At 63.5% G+C, this 13,820-nt stretch carries 17 protein-coding genes; 10 read left to right on the forward strand and 7 right to left on the reverse strand.

All coding sequences use genetic code 11. The features are described 5' to 3' along the window. Positions 1–65: 65 nt before the first annotated feature. The 6 genes from AC0L3J_RS35530 to AC0L3J_RS35555 all read left to right on the forward strand — a co-directional run bounded on the left by AC0L3J_RS35530 (position 66) and on the right by AC0L3J_RS35555 (position 5,637). Positions 66–1,052, forward strand: coding sequence for an ABC transporter ATP-binding protein (locus tag AC0L3J_RS35530; RefSeq protein ID WP_275174674.1), 987 nt, complete (start codon positions 66–68; stop codon positions 1,050–1,052). A gap of 42 nt (positions 1,053–1,094) precedes the next feature. Further along, positions 1,095–2,384, forward strand: coding sequence for an ABC transporter substrate-binding protein (locus tag AC0L3J_RS35535; RefSeq protein WP_027567791.1), 1,290 nt, complete (start codon positions 1,095–1,097; stop codon positions 2,382–2,384). 4 nt (positions 2,385–2,388) lie between these two features. Beyond that, positions 2,389–3,348, forward strand: a complete 960-nt coding sequence (locus tag AC0L3J_RS35540; protein WP_247287152.1) for an ABC transporter permease — start codon at positions 2,389–2,391, stop codon at positions 3,346–3,348. Positions 3,349–3,351: 3 nt separating this feature from the next. After that, positions 3,352–4,230: an ABC transporter permease gene (locus AC0L3J_RS35545; protein ID WP_473350178.1), complete on the forward strand. Its 879-nt coding sequence runs from the start codon at positions 3,352–3,354 to the stop codon at positions 4,228–4,230. Between the two features lie 4 nt (positions 4,231–4,234). Further along, a complete protein-coding gene (locus AC0L3J_RS35550) occupies positions 4,235–4,966 on the forward strand; it encodes an aspartate/glutamate racemase family protein (RefSeq protein ID WP_473350190.1) in 732 nt (243 codons plus the stop codon). A 176-nt stretch (positions 4,967–5,142) separates the two neighbouring features. Next, the gene (locus AC0L3J_RS35555) at positions 5,143–5,637 is read left to right on the forward strand and encodes a hypothetical protein (RefSeq protein WP_473350179.1); all 495 of its coding nucleotides are present in this window, start codon (positions 5,143–5,145) and stop codon (positions 5,635–5,637) included. Between the two features lie 174 nt (positions 5,638–5,811). Here AC0L3J_RS35555 and AC0L3J_RS35560 read toward each other — a convergent pair whose 3' ends face one another. Together AC0L3J_RS35560 and AC0L3J_RS35565 are read right to left on the reverse strand one after the other, a co-directional pair. Beyond that, complete coding sequence (locus AC0L3J_RS35560) at positions 5,812–6,174, reverse strand: hypothetical protein (protein WP_473350180.1); 363 nt, start codon at positions 6,172–6,174, stop codon at positions 5,812–5,814. A gap of 103 nt (positions 6,175–6,277) precedes the next feature. Then, on the reverse strand, positions 6,278–6,580 hold the full coding sequence (locus tag AC0L3J_RS35565; protein ID WP_473350181.1) for a hypothetical protein: 303 nt from the start codon (positions 6,578–6,580) through the stop codon (positions 6,278–6,280). A gap of 110 nt (positions 6,581–6,690) precedes the next feature. On the opposite strand from AC0L3J_RS35565, the gene AC0L3J_RS35570 reads away from it, so the two are divergent. After that, positions 6,691–6,855, forward strand: coding sequence for a hypothetical protein (locus AC0L3J_RS35570; RefSeq protein ID WP_473287676.1), 165 nt, complete (start codon positions 6,691–6,693; stop codon positions 6,853–6,855). A 2-nt stretch (positions 6,856–6,857) separates the two neighbouring features. Here AC0L3J_RS35570 and AC0L3J_RS35575 read toward each other — a convergent pair whose 3' ends face one another. Then, positions 6,858–7,388 (reverse strand): gamma carbonic anhydrase family protein, encoded by a 531-nt coding sequence (locus AC0L3J_RS35575; RefSeq protein WP_473350182.1) that lies wholly within the window; start codon positions 7,386–7,388, stop codon positions 6,858–6,860. A gap of 90 nt (positions 7,389–7,478) precedes the next feature. After that, positions 7,479–7,808, reverse strand: coding sequence for a DUF6949 family protein (locus tag AC0L3J_RS35580; protein ID WP_473350183.1), 330 nt, complete (start codon positions 7,806–7,808; stop codon positions 7,479–7,481). A 220-nt stretch (positions 7,809–8,028) separates the two neighbouring features. On the opposite strand from AC0L3J_RS35580, the gene AC0L3J_RS35585 reads away from it, so the two are divergent. Continuing rightward, positions 8,029–8,736 carry a hypothetical protein gene (locus AC0L3J_RS35585; RefSeq protein ID WP_473350184.1) on the forward strand — a complete coding sequence of 236 codons (708 nt, stop codon included), beginning with the start codon at positions 8,029–8,031 and terminating at the stop codon, positions 8,734–8,736. Positions 8,737–8,889: 153 nt separating this feature from the next. Here AC0L3J_RS35585 and AC0L3J_RS35590 read toward each other — a convergent pair whose 3' ends face one another. The 3 genes from AC0L3J_RS35590 to cysE all read right to left on the reverse strand — a co-directional run bounded on the left by AC0L3J_RS35590 (position 8,890) and on the right by cysE (position 11,384). Further along, complete coding sequence (locus AC0L3J_RS35590) at positions 8,890–10,083, reverse strand: FAD-binding domain (protein WP_473350185.1); 1,194 nt, start codon at positions 10,081–10,083, stop codon at positions 8,890–8,892. A 93-nt stretch (positions 10,084–10,176) separates the two neighbouring features. Then, positions 10,177–10,395, reverse strand: a complete 219-nt coding sequence (locus tag AC0L3J_RS35595) for a DUF3126 family protein (protein WP_007602550.1) — start codon at positions 10,393–10,395, stop codon at positions 10,177–10,179. A 164-nt stretch (positions 10,396–10,559) separates the two neighbouring features. Next, positions 10,560–11,384, reverse strand: a complete 825-nt coding sequence (gene cysE, locus AC0L3J_RS35600; RefSeq protein WP_007602549.1) for a serine O-acetyltransferase — start codon at positions 11,382–11,384, stop codon at positions 10,560–10,562. Positions 11,385–11,659: 275 nt separating this feature from the next. Between cysE and AC0L3J_RS35605 the strand changes: the two genes are divergently transcribed. Continuing rightward, a complete protein-coding gene (locus AC0L3J_RS35605) occupies positions 11,660–13,018 on the forward strand; it encodes a hypothetical protein (RefSeq protein WP_473350186.1) in 1,359 nt (452 codons plus the stop codon). A gap of 259 nt (positions 13,019–13,277) precedes the next feature. After that, a complete protein-coding gene (locus AC0L3J_RS35610; RefSeq protein ID WP_473350187.1) occupies positions 13,278–13,556 on the forward strand; it encodes a hypothetical protein in 279 nt (92 codons plus the stop codon). Positions 13,557–13,820 lie beyond the last annotated feature (264 nt).

Genomic DNA, 13,820 nt, shown 5'->3' on the forward strand with positions numbered 1-13,820 from the left:
TTCAAGCGCGATTGGCATGGACCTTGCGGAGAGAGGCGCAGCATCGCCCTCGCCCCGGACACGCCATGGCCACTCCCGCCGCCCTCGAACTGGTCGCCGTCAGCAAGCGCTACGACACGACGCTGGCGGTCGACACCGTCAATTTGAAGATCCCGGCCGGCACCTATTGCTGCCTGCTCGGCCCCTCCGGCTGCGGCAAGACCTCGACCTTGCGCATGATCGCCGGCCACGAGGCCGTCAGCGAAGGCGACATCATCCTGGGTCCGCAGAACGTCACCGATCTCGAACCCGCCAAGCGCGGCACGGCGATGATGTTCCAGTCCTACGCGCTGTTTCCGCACCTCACCGTGATCGACAACGTGGCGTTTGCCCTGAAAATGCGCGGCATCGACCGGGCGACGCGGCACAAGCGTGCCGGCGAGTTGCTCGAGCTGGTCGCGATGACGCCCTACGCGGCCCGCCTCCCCGCACAGCTGTCCGGCGGCCAGCAGCAGCGCGTCGCGCTCGCCCGCGCGCTGATCACCGAGCCGCAGATCCTGTTGCTCGACGAGCCGCTCTCGGCGCTCGACCCGTTCCTGCGGGTGAAGATGCGGGGTGAACTGAAGCGGCTGCAGCGCGAGCTCGGCATCAGCTTCGTCCAGGTCACGCACGGCCAGGAAGAGGCGATGGCGCTCGCCGACCACATCGTGGTGATGAACCAGGGCAGGATTGAACAGCAGGGAAGTGCCCGCGACATCTTCCATCATCCCCGCACCGAATTCGTGGCGCGCTTCATCGGCGGCCACAACGTCCTCAGCGACGCAGGCAAACTCATCGCCGTGCGCGCCGATCAGCTCGGCATCGTGCCGATCGCCGACGGCGCGGTCGGCGCGCCGGCGCTGCTGACCCAGACCGAGTACCAGGGCTCCTACATCGCCGTCTCGCTCACGCTCGAAGACGGGACCGCCCTGTTCTCCCACCTCCCCGAGGCCGCCTTCGACGTCCACCAGTTCCGGCCGGGCGATCGCGTGCTGGCTACCTGGGATCCCGCCAAGGCGCAACGTCTGCAATAGCGCCGATCAATCACCGGAATGCGCAACAGAGGAGTGAGTGATATGACCGAAACGACCAGGAAGAAGGGCCTTAGCCGCCGCACGCTACTGAAGAGCACCGCGGGTCTCGCCGGCCTTGCCGCCGGCTCCGGCGCCATCACCGGCTTCCCCTACGTGATGTCGGCCGAGCCGAAGGTGCTGCGCTATCTCGGCACCGCCGTGAACGAGGGCGACGAGATTTCCAAGCAGTGCTTGAAGGACACCGGCATCAAGATCGAATACATCACCGCGACCACCGACGACGTCACCAAGCGCGTGATGACCCAGCCGAACTCCTTCGACGTGCTGGACACCGAATATTTCGCGCTGAAGAAGATCGTGCCCTCGGGCAACATCCTTGCCCTCGACGCCAGGAAGATCAAGGAATTCGACAACATCACGCCCGTCTTCACCAAGGGCCAGACGCCCGGCGGCAAGAAGATCGGCGGCCAGGGCACCGCGCCCTGGAAAGTGCTCTATCTCGAAGGCAAGGACTCCAAGAAGTTCGCGACGTCCGCGACCGAATTCGTCACCCTGATCCCGACCGTCTACAACGCCGACACGCTCGGCATCCGCCCCGACATCATCAAGCGTCCGATCAGCTCGTGGGCAGAGTTGCTCAATCCCGAATTCAAGGGCAAGGCCTCGATCCTCAACATCCCCTCGATCGGCATCATGGATGCCGCGATGGTCGTGGAAGCCACCGGCAAGTACAAATATGCCGACAAGGGCAACATGACCAAGGAAGAGATCGATCTCACCATGAAGGTGATGACCGAGGCCAAGAAGGCCGGCCAGTTCCGCGCCTTCTGGAAAGACTTCAACGAGAGCGTCAACCTGATGGCCTCGGGCGAGACCGTCATCCAGTCGATGTGGTCGCCGGCGGTGACGAAGGTCCGCTCGATGGGGATTGCCTGCACCTTCCAGCCGCTCAAGGAAGGCTATCGCTCCTGGGCCTCGGGCTTCTGCGTTTCCAAGGGCGTCTCGGGTGCGAAGCTCGAATGGGCCTATGAGTTCGTCAACTGGTTCCTGTCCGGCTACGCCGGCGCCTATCTCAACCGCCAGGGCTACTACTCAGCCGTGCTCTCCACCGCAAAGGCGCATATGGAGCCTTACGAGTGGGCCTACTGGATGGAAGGCAAGGCGGCCGAGAAAGACATCAAGGCGCCGGACGGCTCGCTGCTCGAAAAGGCCGGCGCCGTGCGCGACGGCGGCTCCTACGAGGACCGCATGGGTGGCGTGGCGTGCTGGAACGCCGTGATGGACGAGAACGACTACATGGTCCGCAAGTGGAACGAGTTCATCGCGGCGTAATTTGATGGACACGTCGGAGGACATCCTGCAACAGGCATCCCCGGACCTGGTCCGGGGATCGGAGACGGCGCGCCGCAGCAAAGCGGTGCGGCTGTCACCCTCCTTCATCTCCTGGCTTCAGGCTGGGCCGATGATGCTGGTGTTCCTCGCCTTCTTCCTGATCCCGCTCGTCTTCGTCGTGATCGTCTCGTTCTGGGACTACAACGAATATCAGTTGCTGCCGGCCTTCTCGGGCCGCGGCTACACCGACACGTTCGAGGGCTGCATCGCGCAGCTCCCCGACCTCTGCACCATCGCCAAGACTTATCTGAAGACGCTGAAGCTTTGCTTCCTCGTGTGGGTCATCACACTCTTCATCGGCTTCTGGGTCGCCTACTTCCTCGCCTTCCACGTCAAGTCGAAAACCTGGCAGATGGGACTGTCGCTGCTCTGCACGATCCCGTTCTGGACCTCCAACGTGATCCGCATGATCGCCTGGATCCCGCTGCTCGGGCGCAATGGCCTTGTCAACTCGGGCTTGGTCAAGACGGGGTTGATCAACCATCCCGTTGAATGGCTGCTGTTCTCCGAGTTCTCCGTGGTGCTGGCACTGGTGCACCTCTTCACCTTCTTCATGGTGGTGCCGATCTTCAATTCGATGGTGCGTATCGACAAATCGCTGATCGAGGCCGCCTATGACGCCGGCGCGACCGGCTTCCAGACGCTCGTCAACGTCATCATCCCGCTCGCCAAGCCCGGCATCGTGATCGGCTCGATCTTCGTCATCACCATCGTGATGGGCGATTTCATCACCATCGGCGTAATGGGTGGCCAGCAGATCGCGGCAGCTGGCAAGATCATCGAGACGCGGGTGAACGCGCTGCAATTCCCGGCCGCAGCGGCCAACGCCGTGATCCTGCTCGTCATCACGTTCCTGATCATCACCATGATGTCGCGCATCGTCGATATCAAGAAGGAGCTCTAGAGCATGAAGGAAGGACGCCCGCGCTCTTTCTACGTGCTCGCGATCTTCTTCGCGGCCTACACGCTGTTTCTCTACGGCCCGATGATCGCGATCTACGTGCTGTCGTTCCAGGGGCCGCAGGGCGGCCTCACCTTTCCGATGAACGGTGTGTCGACTTTCTGGATCGCGAAACTGTTCCAGGGCACCGGCATCGTCGATCTCGGCGCGGCCTTTCGCCGTTCGCTGCTGCTCGGCATCATCGTGATGATCGTCACCGTCGTGCTGTCGGTCGCCGCGGGCATGGCGTTTCGCCGCAAGTTCAAGGCGCAAAGCACCCTGTTCTACTCGGCGATCGCGAGCCTGATCGTGCCCTCGATCATCACCTCGCTCGGCATCTCTCTCGAATTCCGCATCATCGACGATCTGATCAAGGCGCATTGGAACGAGAATTTCGAGACCTCGATGGGCCTGCTCACTTCGGGCCTCGGTGCACACTTGACCTGGACGCTGCCGTTCGGCCTTCTCATCATGTTCGCGATCTTCAACCGCTTCGACCCGCGCCTCGAGGAAGCCGCGCGCGATCTCGGCGCGACGCCGTGGCAGGCCTTCCGTCATGTCGTGCTGCCGATCATCCTGCCTTCGGTGATCGGTATCGGCCTGTTCGGCTTCACCCTCTCCTGGGACGAGCTCGCACGCTCCAGCCAGGCGATCGGTGCGGTGAACACGTTGCCGCTCGATCTCCAGGGCCTCACCACCACCGTGACCAACCCCGACATCTATGCGCTCGGCACCGTGATCTCCGCCGTCTCGTTCACGGTGATCAGCCTTGCGCTCGGCACCATCCACGTGTTGAACAGGCGGCAGGCGGCCAAAGGCTCGGACGCCGGCAAAGGGCTTGTCTGATCTGATGCGACTCCACGTCGTCAACCCCAACACCACGGCGTCGATGACGGCGAAGATCGCCGCCGCGGCGCGCAGCATCGCCCTGCCCGACACATGGATCGACGCGCGCCAGCCGGCGATGGGTCCGGTTTCGATCGAGGGATTTTACGACGAGGCCTTCGCCGTCCCCGGCATGCTCGGCTGCATCCGCGAGGCCGATCGCGACGGCGCGGATGCCCACATCATCGCCTGCTTCGACGACACCGGCCTCGACGCCGCGCGCGCCGCGGCAAAGGCACCCGTGATCGGCATTGGCGAGGCCGGCTTTCACATGGCGAGCCTGATCGCCGCGCGCTTCGCCGTGGTGACGACGCTCGGTGTCTCCATCGTGCCGATCGAGCATAATTTGCGAAAATACGGCCTGGCTGAGCGCTGCGCCCGCGTCCGCGCCGCCGAGGTGCCGGTGCTCGCGTTGGAGGAGCGCAACACCGACGCGCTCGCAAAAATCTCTACGGAAATCACGGCCGCGATCCGTGACGACCGCGCGGAGGCCATCGTGCTCGGTTGCGCCGGCATGGCCGATCTCGCCAATGAACTCGCTGCTACGCACGGCCTGCCCGTGATCGACGGCGTCGCCGCTGCGGTGACCTTGGCGGAATCACTGGTGCGACTGGGACTGAAGACCTCCCGGCTCGGGCCCTATGCGGCACCGCGCTCGAAGACCTATTCAGGTCCGTTTTCGCCGTTTCAGCCCTGATCTCTGCCCCTGACGGGCGTTCGGAGGCCTCAAGGCCTCATGATTGTTGGTTTTTTTGCTCTTAGCCTCTTTTTGGTCCCATTCCTTGCCGAAACGTAACGCTTTCGGGACACCCGGCGGCCTCAGGGTTGCCGGTCTTCGCCACTCACCAAGTTTCAATTTGGGTTTTGTCAGCGATGATCGATCTCGCAGAGGACGCACCGTCCAACCCGCTTCTTCGCCTCGGCGCCCAGCCCATCGCGCTGACCGCCGCCGCGCTCCTCCTGCTGATCGCCGGTGTGACCTCGATCGCGATCTGGCGCGCCTATACCGGCTCAGCCCCCGAGACCGACCGGGTGGTGGCATCGCGGCAGCTTCAGGCACGTACCGCACAGGCGTCCGAGCAGTTGGTCGAGAAGACCAAGGGGCTGGAAGCAACCCAGCAGGAATCGATTGACCAGCTTCAGGTCGTGCAGGACCAGCTTCAGAGTGTGAAGCGCTTGCTCGCATTCCAGCAGGCCGACACCAAGCGTCTGTCCGAGCAGGTCACGACACTCAACGAGTCCATCGACGGGCTGCGGCAATCCTTTGCCAGCGCCCGGGCGACCGAGGCGGAGACTCCCTCGGTTACCCGCAGGAAACCTGCACGGCATCGTGTCCATGCCACTGCACGCAAGCGCTCGCGCGGCTGAGCAGCCGGCGCCGCCTAAATTTTTGGACTTGTGAACTGGATCACATTCGCCCGTGTGATTCCAAGCGATGCTCGCCGTTACCGGATGGCGTGAGCCGATTTCAATGTCCGGGGCTGGCAAGGTCGTTGACGGTATATTGCGTCAGCGACCTTGTTTTTTAACGGGTACCGCCGCCTATTCGCAGACATCCACGGGGCGGATGCGCCAGCCCGACGGCGTCATGACGCGCTTGCGCACGACGTAGCAGCCGCCATAGCCACCATCGTCGTAGCCGGTACCATAGTAATAGGGATCGCCGTAATACGGTTGGCCATAGCCGTAATAGCTGCCGTAATAACCCGCGCCGGCGATACCCGCCCCGATGGCGATTCCCGGCCAGAAGCCGCCGCCGCGCCAGCCGCCTCCGTGGCTCCAGCCTCCGCCATGGCCCCAACCGGCACCACCGTGTCCGAAACCGCCCCGCGCCTGGGCGGCCTGTGGGGCTGACAGCCCGACTATCGCGACGGCCAGCGCCGTCAACATCATCTTGCGTAACATCACTCGATCCTCCGCGTGGAGACGCTCCACGCTTCAAAGCAGGACCAAGCTAATTGGCTTGCGGCGTTCCTGACAGCCTCACTGTCTCACTTCCCCGCGAGCGTCAGCAGCCGCGGCAGATGCTCTTGAGCTTCTTGTCGAGCAGCCGGTTCTCGGCGTTGACGGCGGCGTCGGTCCCCCTACCCCCGCCTGCGCCGGTGGTGCCTCCGGATGCAGCATTCGCACCGGACGATTGGGCGGTGCCCAGACTGTTGGTGCCGGGCGCAGTCGCCGGAGAATTGGCCACACCTCCGGCCGATCCCGCCGAGCCGCCGCTCGCTTGCGCGAACGCTACGGCCGGCATCGCGGCAAGGGCGAAGATCACGATCACGGTCTTGATTGAACGGGCTGTGGGCAATCTGGCCATTGAAATCTCCTTCGCCGATCAACCGCCGCAGCAATGACCGGTTCCGGAACAAATGCCGTCGCATCAGCTTGAAACCGGGAAGGCTCCGGAAACAGAAAGGCGCAGTCACGATGAACGATCGCGATGCTTTTGCAGAAGGCGAACGCGCGGCGCGTAAGAACATTCCGGCGGAAGCCAATCCTTACCAGGACGGCAGCGACGAGCATGCCCTATGGTCCGCAGGGCACGAGAAGGTCGCAAGCGCACTAGAAGCGCGCGAGTCCGAAGGAAGCTGAGCTCACCCGATCCGCTTGAGGCCCTTTATGAAGCGCGGGCCGTTCGCGACGTAGAACTTCGCCGCGCTGCCCATCTTCTGCACCTGGGCGTCGTCGAGCGTGCGGATCACCCGCGCCGGCGAGCCGATGATCAGGGACCGTTCGGGAAATTCCTTGCCCTCGGTGATGACGGAGCCGGCGCCGACGATGCTGTTGCGGCCGATCCTGGCGCCGTTCATCACGATGGAGCCCATGCCGACGAGTGCGCCCTCCTCGATGGTGCAGCCGTGCAGGATGACGTTATGACCGACTGTGCAGTTCCTGCCGATGTGAAGCGGAAAACCGAGATCGGTGTGGCAGGTCGATCCGTCCTGCACGTTGGCGCCCTCGCCGATCTCGATCCACTCATTGTCGCCGCGCAGCACCGCGCCGAACCAGACGCTCGCGCCCGGCTTCAGGCGCACGCGGCCGATCACGGTGGCGGTCTCCGCGATGAAGTAGTTGCCGTCGGCGGGAAGGTCGGGCGCCTGCCCGTCGAGCTCGTAGATCGCCATGAGGGTCTCCTGTCGCGTCAACCCCAGCCATAGCGAAACGGCGGTCTCGACGCAAAGGGCCGCCGCGCAGGCAGCCCTACAGCGCGCGCATCAGACCAGAACGCCGGCCGCGCGGAGCGTCATCAGGACGAAGGTGCCGCTCATCATGCTCCAGAAGCCGGCGATGACGGTGGCCATCATCACGAATTCGACGCGGCGGCTCTCCAGCTGCCTGCCGCGCAGGGTGTTGCGCATGATGATGAAGGGTGCCGCGAACACCAGGAACGGAACCGCCGCGAAGGTCTTCGGCGCCACGCCGTCCTGCAACAGACCGAAGCCGGCCGGCCGCTGTGCGACCGTCTGGTATCCGCTCACGAGCGCGCCCGCGAGCGCGAAACCGATGCCGATCGAGAAGAATGTATTGAGAGCTTCAGGTGTCATCGGAACGGTCCGCCCTTACGCAACGCGAGGTGCCTTCCTGTGACAAAGAGTGCCGGTTAACGCTACATTATCCTTAAGGGAAGGTTAACGCCGCCGGCCGTCCCACGCAGGCCTCTCTCCCTTCCCTGCAGCCGGTGAACGCTCCGCGAAACCGCCACCACGTGGCATATTCGCCGCTGATTCGTCGGCCATCGGCCGACTTCCGGCTCATTCGCGGCTCATGACGGTGTTTTCGGCAACCTCCCCTCAGTCTCCCCGGGCGCGCACCTGGGGCCACGTCATCCCGATCGTGCTCGGCGGCATTGCCGCGGTGTGCGCCGTCGCGCTCGTCGCCTATTTGTTGTGGCCGACCTGGGGCCCGAGCGGCGCGAGCGCCCCGGACAAGCTGCCGGTGAGCGTCGGCGGCACGCTGTTCAACCTGCCGACCACTGCAATCCGCATGAAGATCCAGCGCCACTCCGGGCCGCAGGAGCGGATCGATCTCGACTTCCTGTACCCTTCGCTGGAGCCGCCGGGCGCGCCAAAGCACGTCACCGCCGACAGCGTGGACGCGGCGATGCAGCCGATCGACCGCATCTTCCTGTCGATCGCCGCGCATCGCGATGCGCTCTCGCCCGAGCAGCGCACCGCCACGATCTATCCGCGCTATCTCGACCAGGCCGCGGCAATGCCCCAGGACGGGCTGACGATGCGGACGTTCCGCGCCGACACGCCTTACGGCAACGAGGATCTCTATTCTGCCGCAAGTCCCGCGCTAACCGCGCGCTGCACCCGCGATGGCGCGACGCCCGGCATGTGCCTCGCCGAACGACGCGTCGGGGGCGCCGACCTCACTTTCCGCTTTCCGCGGAGCTGGCTGTCGCAATGGCGCGATGCGGCGGAAGCGATGGAGAAGCTGACGGCGCGGTTGCGGGGACCGAAGGGGTAAGCGGCCCCGAGCCTCCAAAACAAAACTGCGAAAACAACCCCATGCACAGTAGCCAAGTGCTTGGCATGACTTCGTATTTTCGAAGCCGGTTTGGGAAAACTCGCCCCCTCCCACAATTCGTCTCTTTCGAAAGAAATCAATGCCGCGGCCAATTCAAACGCCGATCTTCTTGCGATCGCGCCAGCGATAAGTCGGCAGATCCAGCTTGTCGGCAAGGTCTCGACCGATGGCGAGTCTCGCCGCACCCGGCAACGAGAACGCCTTCACGACCTGATTGCGAAACCACAATCCCCATAACGTCCGCGGCGCAAATGCCGCGGCGAAGCGCTCCGCTCCACGCTGCTTGGCGCCGATATAGCTGCGAAGGCGGGTCTCATAGGCGCTGAATGCTTCCTCGTGGCGCCCGTCGGCGCGCGCGAGCTCTCCCGCAAGCACATAGGCAGAGATCATGGCCAGAGCCGAGCCCTGCCCGGCGACGAGCGAGACGCAGAACGCAGCGTCTCCAATCAGCACGACGCGTCCTCGCGACCAGCCGTCCATCCTGATCTGGCTGACCCGGTCGCAATACAAATCATCGGTGCGCTCGAGTTCGTTCAGAATGTCTGGGCATTCCCATCGGGCGTCGCGATAGCGATCGCGCAGCTGTGCCTTCTGCGCCGCAGGCGCGCCTGCATCACCGCGAAACACGAAGAGGAACAAGGTGCGATCATCGCGCAGCGCGAAACGGCCAACCATACGGCCCGGCCGGTTGTGCATCAGATACACATTTTCGTCGCGAGGGCGATAGCCGCGGGTCTCGAATGCCGCGACGCCATAGCCGAGATTTCTTTCGAACGTCCCGATCGAGCCGAACGCAAGGCGGCGCACTTGCGAATGCAGACCGTCAGCACCGACGACGAGATCGAAACGTCGGCGCCCACCGCGCCGCAACTGGACCTCGACCCATTCAGGCTGCTGCTCCAGGCCAACGATCTCCTCATCGAAGATCGTTTCAACACCATCGCGGACCGTACCGTACAGCAGGCCCGACAGATCGCTTCGTGCCAGAGTGACGTAACGCCCGCCTGTGAGATCGTCGAGGACGTTCGTACCAAATCCGGCGACACGCCGGCCGCGATCGTCGACGATCCGCATTTCCCTGACGCGATAGCCGGCGCTTTCGATCGCCGGCAACAGCCCCATCCGCTCGGCGATGTCGTAGCCCAGTCCCCAGAAATCGATCACGTAGCCGCCACGACGAAGCGTGGGCGCGCGTTCAACCAACGTCGGCTCGTAGCCTCCAGCACGCAGCCAATACGCGAGCGTCGGCCCGGCGATCCCCGCCCCGGAGATCAGCACTGTTCGCATGGACGGAATGTGGGAAGAGCGTCGGCCGATCGCACCGCCGCGTCAGACACTAAATGGTGAGGGCGGAAGTTCCGCCTCACCAATCGGGTCGCATCACTCCTGATCGACCAGATCGTCCTCGAGGATCGCCATCTGGAACTGGAACGAGCGATCATCATCCTCGTCGTCGACGAAGAGCACACCGATGAATTCCTCGCCGATATAGACCTCGGCGGAATCATCCTTCTTCGGCCGCGGCACGACGCGGATCTTGGGATTGCCGAATACGCGCTTCAGATACGCGTCGAGCTTCCTAACTTCCTTGACGTCCACGGCAAGTCTCCAATCGAAATCTGGGTTGGCGCGGGTTTTAGGACGAGACGCGACCAACCGCCAGCATGAATTGCCAAAGAATTTTTGGGGCGAAGGGCGCGGAAAATCCGCCCCTTCCAACAAGCTCGATGTCCCCTCTCAGAGACCCATCTCAAAGTCCCGCCTCAGAGCCCCATGGCGTTGATCATCTGATCCATGGTGCGTGACGGCTCGGCGCAGCCGGCTTCGCCGACGACCTTGGCGGGCACGCCTGCGACCGTCACGTTGTGCGGCACGGGCTTGACCACGACCGACCCCGCCGCGATGCGCGCGCAATGACCGATCTCGATATTGCCGAGGATCTTCGCGCCGGCACCGATCAGGACCCCGTGACGGATTTTCGGATGACGGTCCTCGTTCTCCTTGCCGGTGCCGCCGAGCGTGACCCCATGCAGGATCGAGACGTCGTCCTCGATCAGCGCAGTCTCACCGCAGACGAAGCCGGTGGCGTGGTCGAGGAAGATGCCGCGGCCGATGCGCGCGGCGGGATTGATGTCGGTCTGGAATACCGCAGACGCCCGGCTCTGCAGATAATACGCAAAATCCTTGCGGCCCTTCAGATAGAGCCAATGCGCGAGGCGGTGGGTCTGGATGGCGTGGAAGCCCTTGAAATAGAGCAACGGGTCGATGAAGCGCGAGGTCGCGGGGTCGCGGTCGTAGACGGCGACGAGATCGGCGCGGAAGGCGTTGCCGAGATCGGGATCGTCGCGCAGCGCCTCGTCATAGGTCTGGCGCACGAGATCGCCCGACAGCGCGGAGTGATCGAGCCGGTCGGCGACGCGATGGATCACCGCATCTTCCAGGCGGCTGTGATGCAGCACCGTCGAATAGATGAAGGTCGCAAGCTCCGGCTCGCGATGGACGATGTCCTCCGCTTCGCCGCGGATCCGATCCCAGATCGGATCAAGCGTTGCGAGCTTTCCTCCCGGATTGACCTGATGCACTGCCATGAGATCTGCTCTTTCGAATTGGCTCGTTTCACTGGTTCTATAACACAGTCTAGGCGACAAAGTCCTGACGGGCTTGCCTGAGAGTGAACAGTGCGTTGCCCAGCGAGGGTATGCCAACACGTTGAATCACAAGAGTTTCTTCCGAGACCCCGGGCGGCAAGGTCGGCTCAAAATGGTCAGGGTTTCGCCAAATTCAAGCCGGGCGGTGTCAAACTATTGGTGAATTCCGCCTCAACGGTGATTGCGGGCATGGTCCGAGTGAGGACGGAGCGGATTTGACCATCACCACCGATCATTTGCGCGCGGGCGCCGCTGATACCCTCTGGCTGCGGCTGGCCGCGGTCGCCCTGCCGCTGCTGTTGATCGCGCCGGCGTTCTGGAACGGCTATCCGCTGTTGCAATGGGATACCGGAGGCTATTTGGCGCGCTGGTACGAGGGCTATCTCGTCCCGAGCCGCTCCACCGTGTTCGGCATCTACCTGCACTATGGCGAAAGTTCTGGTTTCTGGATCAACCTTGCGGTCCAGTCGCTGGCGACGCTGTGGCTGTTGCAGCTCACCTTGCGCGTGCTCTCGATGATGCAGACGGTCCGTTTCGTCGCGATCAGCCTGCTCCTGATCCTGTCGACGGCGCTGCCCTGGCTTGCGAGCATGCTGCTCACCGACATTTTTGCAGGCCTGTCGGTGCTGTCGCTATTCCTGCTGGTCATCGGTGGGCAGCGGACCTCGGTGCTCGAAAAAATCTCGCTGTTCGTCTTCACCGCCTTTGCCGCCGCGACCCACAGCGCCACGCTCGGCGTGCTGCTCGGTCTCTGCGTTGCCGGCTGGATGATGCGGCCGTGGCTGGGGCGCCGGCTTCCGATCGCCGGATTGGCGCAGGCGAGCCTCACCATCATCGCCGGCGGCCTGATGCTGGTGTCTGCGAACCATGCCTTGTCGGGCAAATGGGCCTGGACGCCGGGCGGCACCGGCGTCGCCTTCGGCCGCATGATGCAGGACGGCATCGTCGCGCGTTATCTCAATGACCATTGCCCGCGCGAAACACTCAAGCTCTGCCCCTATCGCGACCAATTGCCGGCGACCGCCGACGAATTCCTTTGGGGCAAGAGCATGTTCAACACGCTCGGCCGCTTCGAAGGCATGAACGAGGAAATGGGCACCATCGTCGTGGGTTCGCTCGCCGACTATCCGGCCTGGCAGGCCGGCGCGGCGTTGCGGGCGATGGGCCAGCAATTGCTGCATGTCGCGACCGGCGAAGGCACCAATGGCTGGATCCCGCACACCCGCGGCATCATCGAACGCTATATCCCCTCACAGGCCGCGCCTATGCGGGCGGCGCGCCAGCAGCACTGGGCTCTCGACTTCGACACCATCAACTGGCTGCACGTGCCCGTCGCGCTGGCCTCGATGCTGGCGCTCGTTGTGCTGCTCGGCCACGCGCTCATACATCGCCGGCTGGACGATCTGACGCTGCTGGCGGCGACGGTGACTCTGGCGCTGCTCGGCAACGCCTTCATCTGCGCCGTCATCTCCGGCCCCCACGACCGCTACGGCGCGCGGATGGTGTGGGTTGCGACCTTCGTGGTGCTGATGGCCCTCGCGCGACGGTTTGGCGAGGACAGCAAGCCGGGATGAGATTGGCCGCTTCGCGGTCGATCACCCTGCCGACGGCGCCGAGAAAGGGAGCAGCTTGCCGGTGAGCAGGAGCTGCTCGAGGTCGCCGTCGGTTGCATTGGTCGCCAGTCTGATAACAGCCCTTAGCGGGCTCCAGCACCGCGCCCGCCGCCTGGCAGTCAGGTCCGCAAGTGACCCACAGCGGACATCAGGGGGCGATGTAGCGCTTTCTCCGTCACGCGTTGAGGTATCCTAAATCCTGCAATGGTAGCTCAACTGCATGGAATGGATAATCGCTTTGGCGGCTTTAGTGTTTCTTTACAGTCGCGTGACGCGCGCTGGTGACCGGCTCGCCGAATTGAAGCCGACAGGAATGCTGCGCTCGCCGCTGTTCTACGCACAAACGGCGCTCCTTTGCGTTCTATTGATGCTTATGTTGGCTCCGGGTTACCTGCCACACGAGCGGTGGGCTGTTGCCGGCTATCTTGTCGTCCTGGTGATCGTGGTAGCAGCGCTGTTGTTCGTGCGGCGCGCATTGAAATGGCGCTACCCCGTTTAAGGCGATCACTTGTGCTTCTGCCCTTTGCTGACCTGCGGCACGCAGCCGGTCGAGGACCGCTTCTGACCCATAGCTGACCTTCGGCCCACATACTGAAAATTCAGCATGCGTGACGCTTTTGGTTGACTGAAGGGCTAGATGCAACCAAGTGGACCAGATGCGATTTGCCCCTTTGCGCCTCGGCGCTTTAGCCCTCCTTGCGCTCTGTCTCGCAGGATGCGGGAAAAGCGAGAGCTATCGTTACAAGCTGACTGTGGAGGTCAA

The organism is Bradyrhizobium sp. Kon37 (assembly GCF_055807535.1).

Bases quoted from the DNA above. Each gene is read 5' to 3' on its own strand.
- AC0L3J_RS35560 (WP_473350180.1), bottom strand. From the start codon at position 6,174: ATGTTACGCAAGATGATGTTGACGGCGCTGGCCGTCGCGATAGTCGGG.
- cysE (WP_007602549.1), bottom strand. From the start codon at position 11,384: ATGGCAGTGCATCAGGTCAATCCGGGAGGAAAGCTCGCAACGCTTGAT.
- AC0L3J_RS35585 (WP_473350184.1), top strand. From the start codon at position 8,029: ATGACGGTGTTTTCGGCAACCTCCCCTCAGTCTCCCCGGGCGCGCACC.
- AC0L3J_RS35570 (WP_473287676.1), top strand. From the start codon at position 6,691: ATGAACGATCGCGATGCTTTTGCAGAAGGCGAACGCGCGGCGCGTAAG.
- AC0L3J_RS35545 (WP_473350178.1), top strand. From the start codon at position 3,352: ATGAAGGAAGGACGCCCGCGCTCTTTCTACGTGCTCGCGATCTTCTTC.
- AC0L3J_RS35550 (WP_473350190.1), top strand. From the start codon at position 4,235: ATGCGACTCCACGTCGTCAACCCCAACACCACGGCGTCGATGACGGCG.
- AC0L3J_RS35610 (WP_473350187.1), top strand. From the start codon at position 13,278: ATGGAATGGATAATCGCTTTGGCGGCTTTAGTGTTTCTTTACAGTCGC.
- AC0L3J_RS35590 (WP_473350185.1), bottom strand. From the start codon at position 10,083: ATGCGAACAGTGCTGATCTCCGGGGCGGGGATCGCCGGGCCGACGCTC.
- AC0L3J_RS35565 (WP_473350181.1), bottom strand. From the start codon at position 6,580: ATGGCCAGATTGCCCACAGCCCGTTCAATCAAGACCGTGATCGTGATC.
- AC0L3J_RS35580 (WP_473350183.1), bottom strand. From the start codon at position 7,808: ATGACACCTGAAGCTCTCAATACATTCTTCTCGATCGGCATCGGTTTC.
- AC0L3J_RS35540 (WP_247287152.1), top strand. From the start codon at position 2,389: ATGGACACGTCGGAGGACATCCTGCAACAGGCATCCCCGGACCTGGTC.
- AC0L3J_RS35575 (WP_473350182.1), bottom strand. From the start codon at position 7,388: ATGGCGATCTACGAGCTCGACGGGCAGGCGCCCGACCTTCCCGCCGAC.
- AC0L3J_RS35555 (WP_473350179.1), top strand. From the start codon at position 5,143: ATGATCGATCTCGCAGAGGACGCACCGTCCAACCCGCTTCTTCGCCTC.
- AC0L3J_RS35530 (WP_275174674.1), top strand. From the start codon at position 66: ATGGCCACTCCCGCCGCCCTCGAACTGGTCGCCGTCAGCAAGCGCTAC.
- AC0L3J_RS35535 (WP_027567791.1), top strand. From the start codon at position 1,095: ATGACCGAAACGACCAGGAAGAAGGGCCTTAGCCGCCGCACGCTACTG.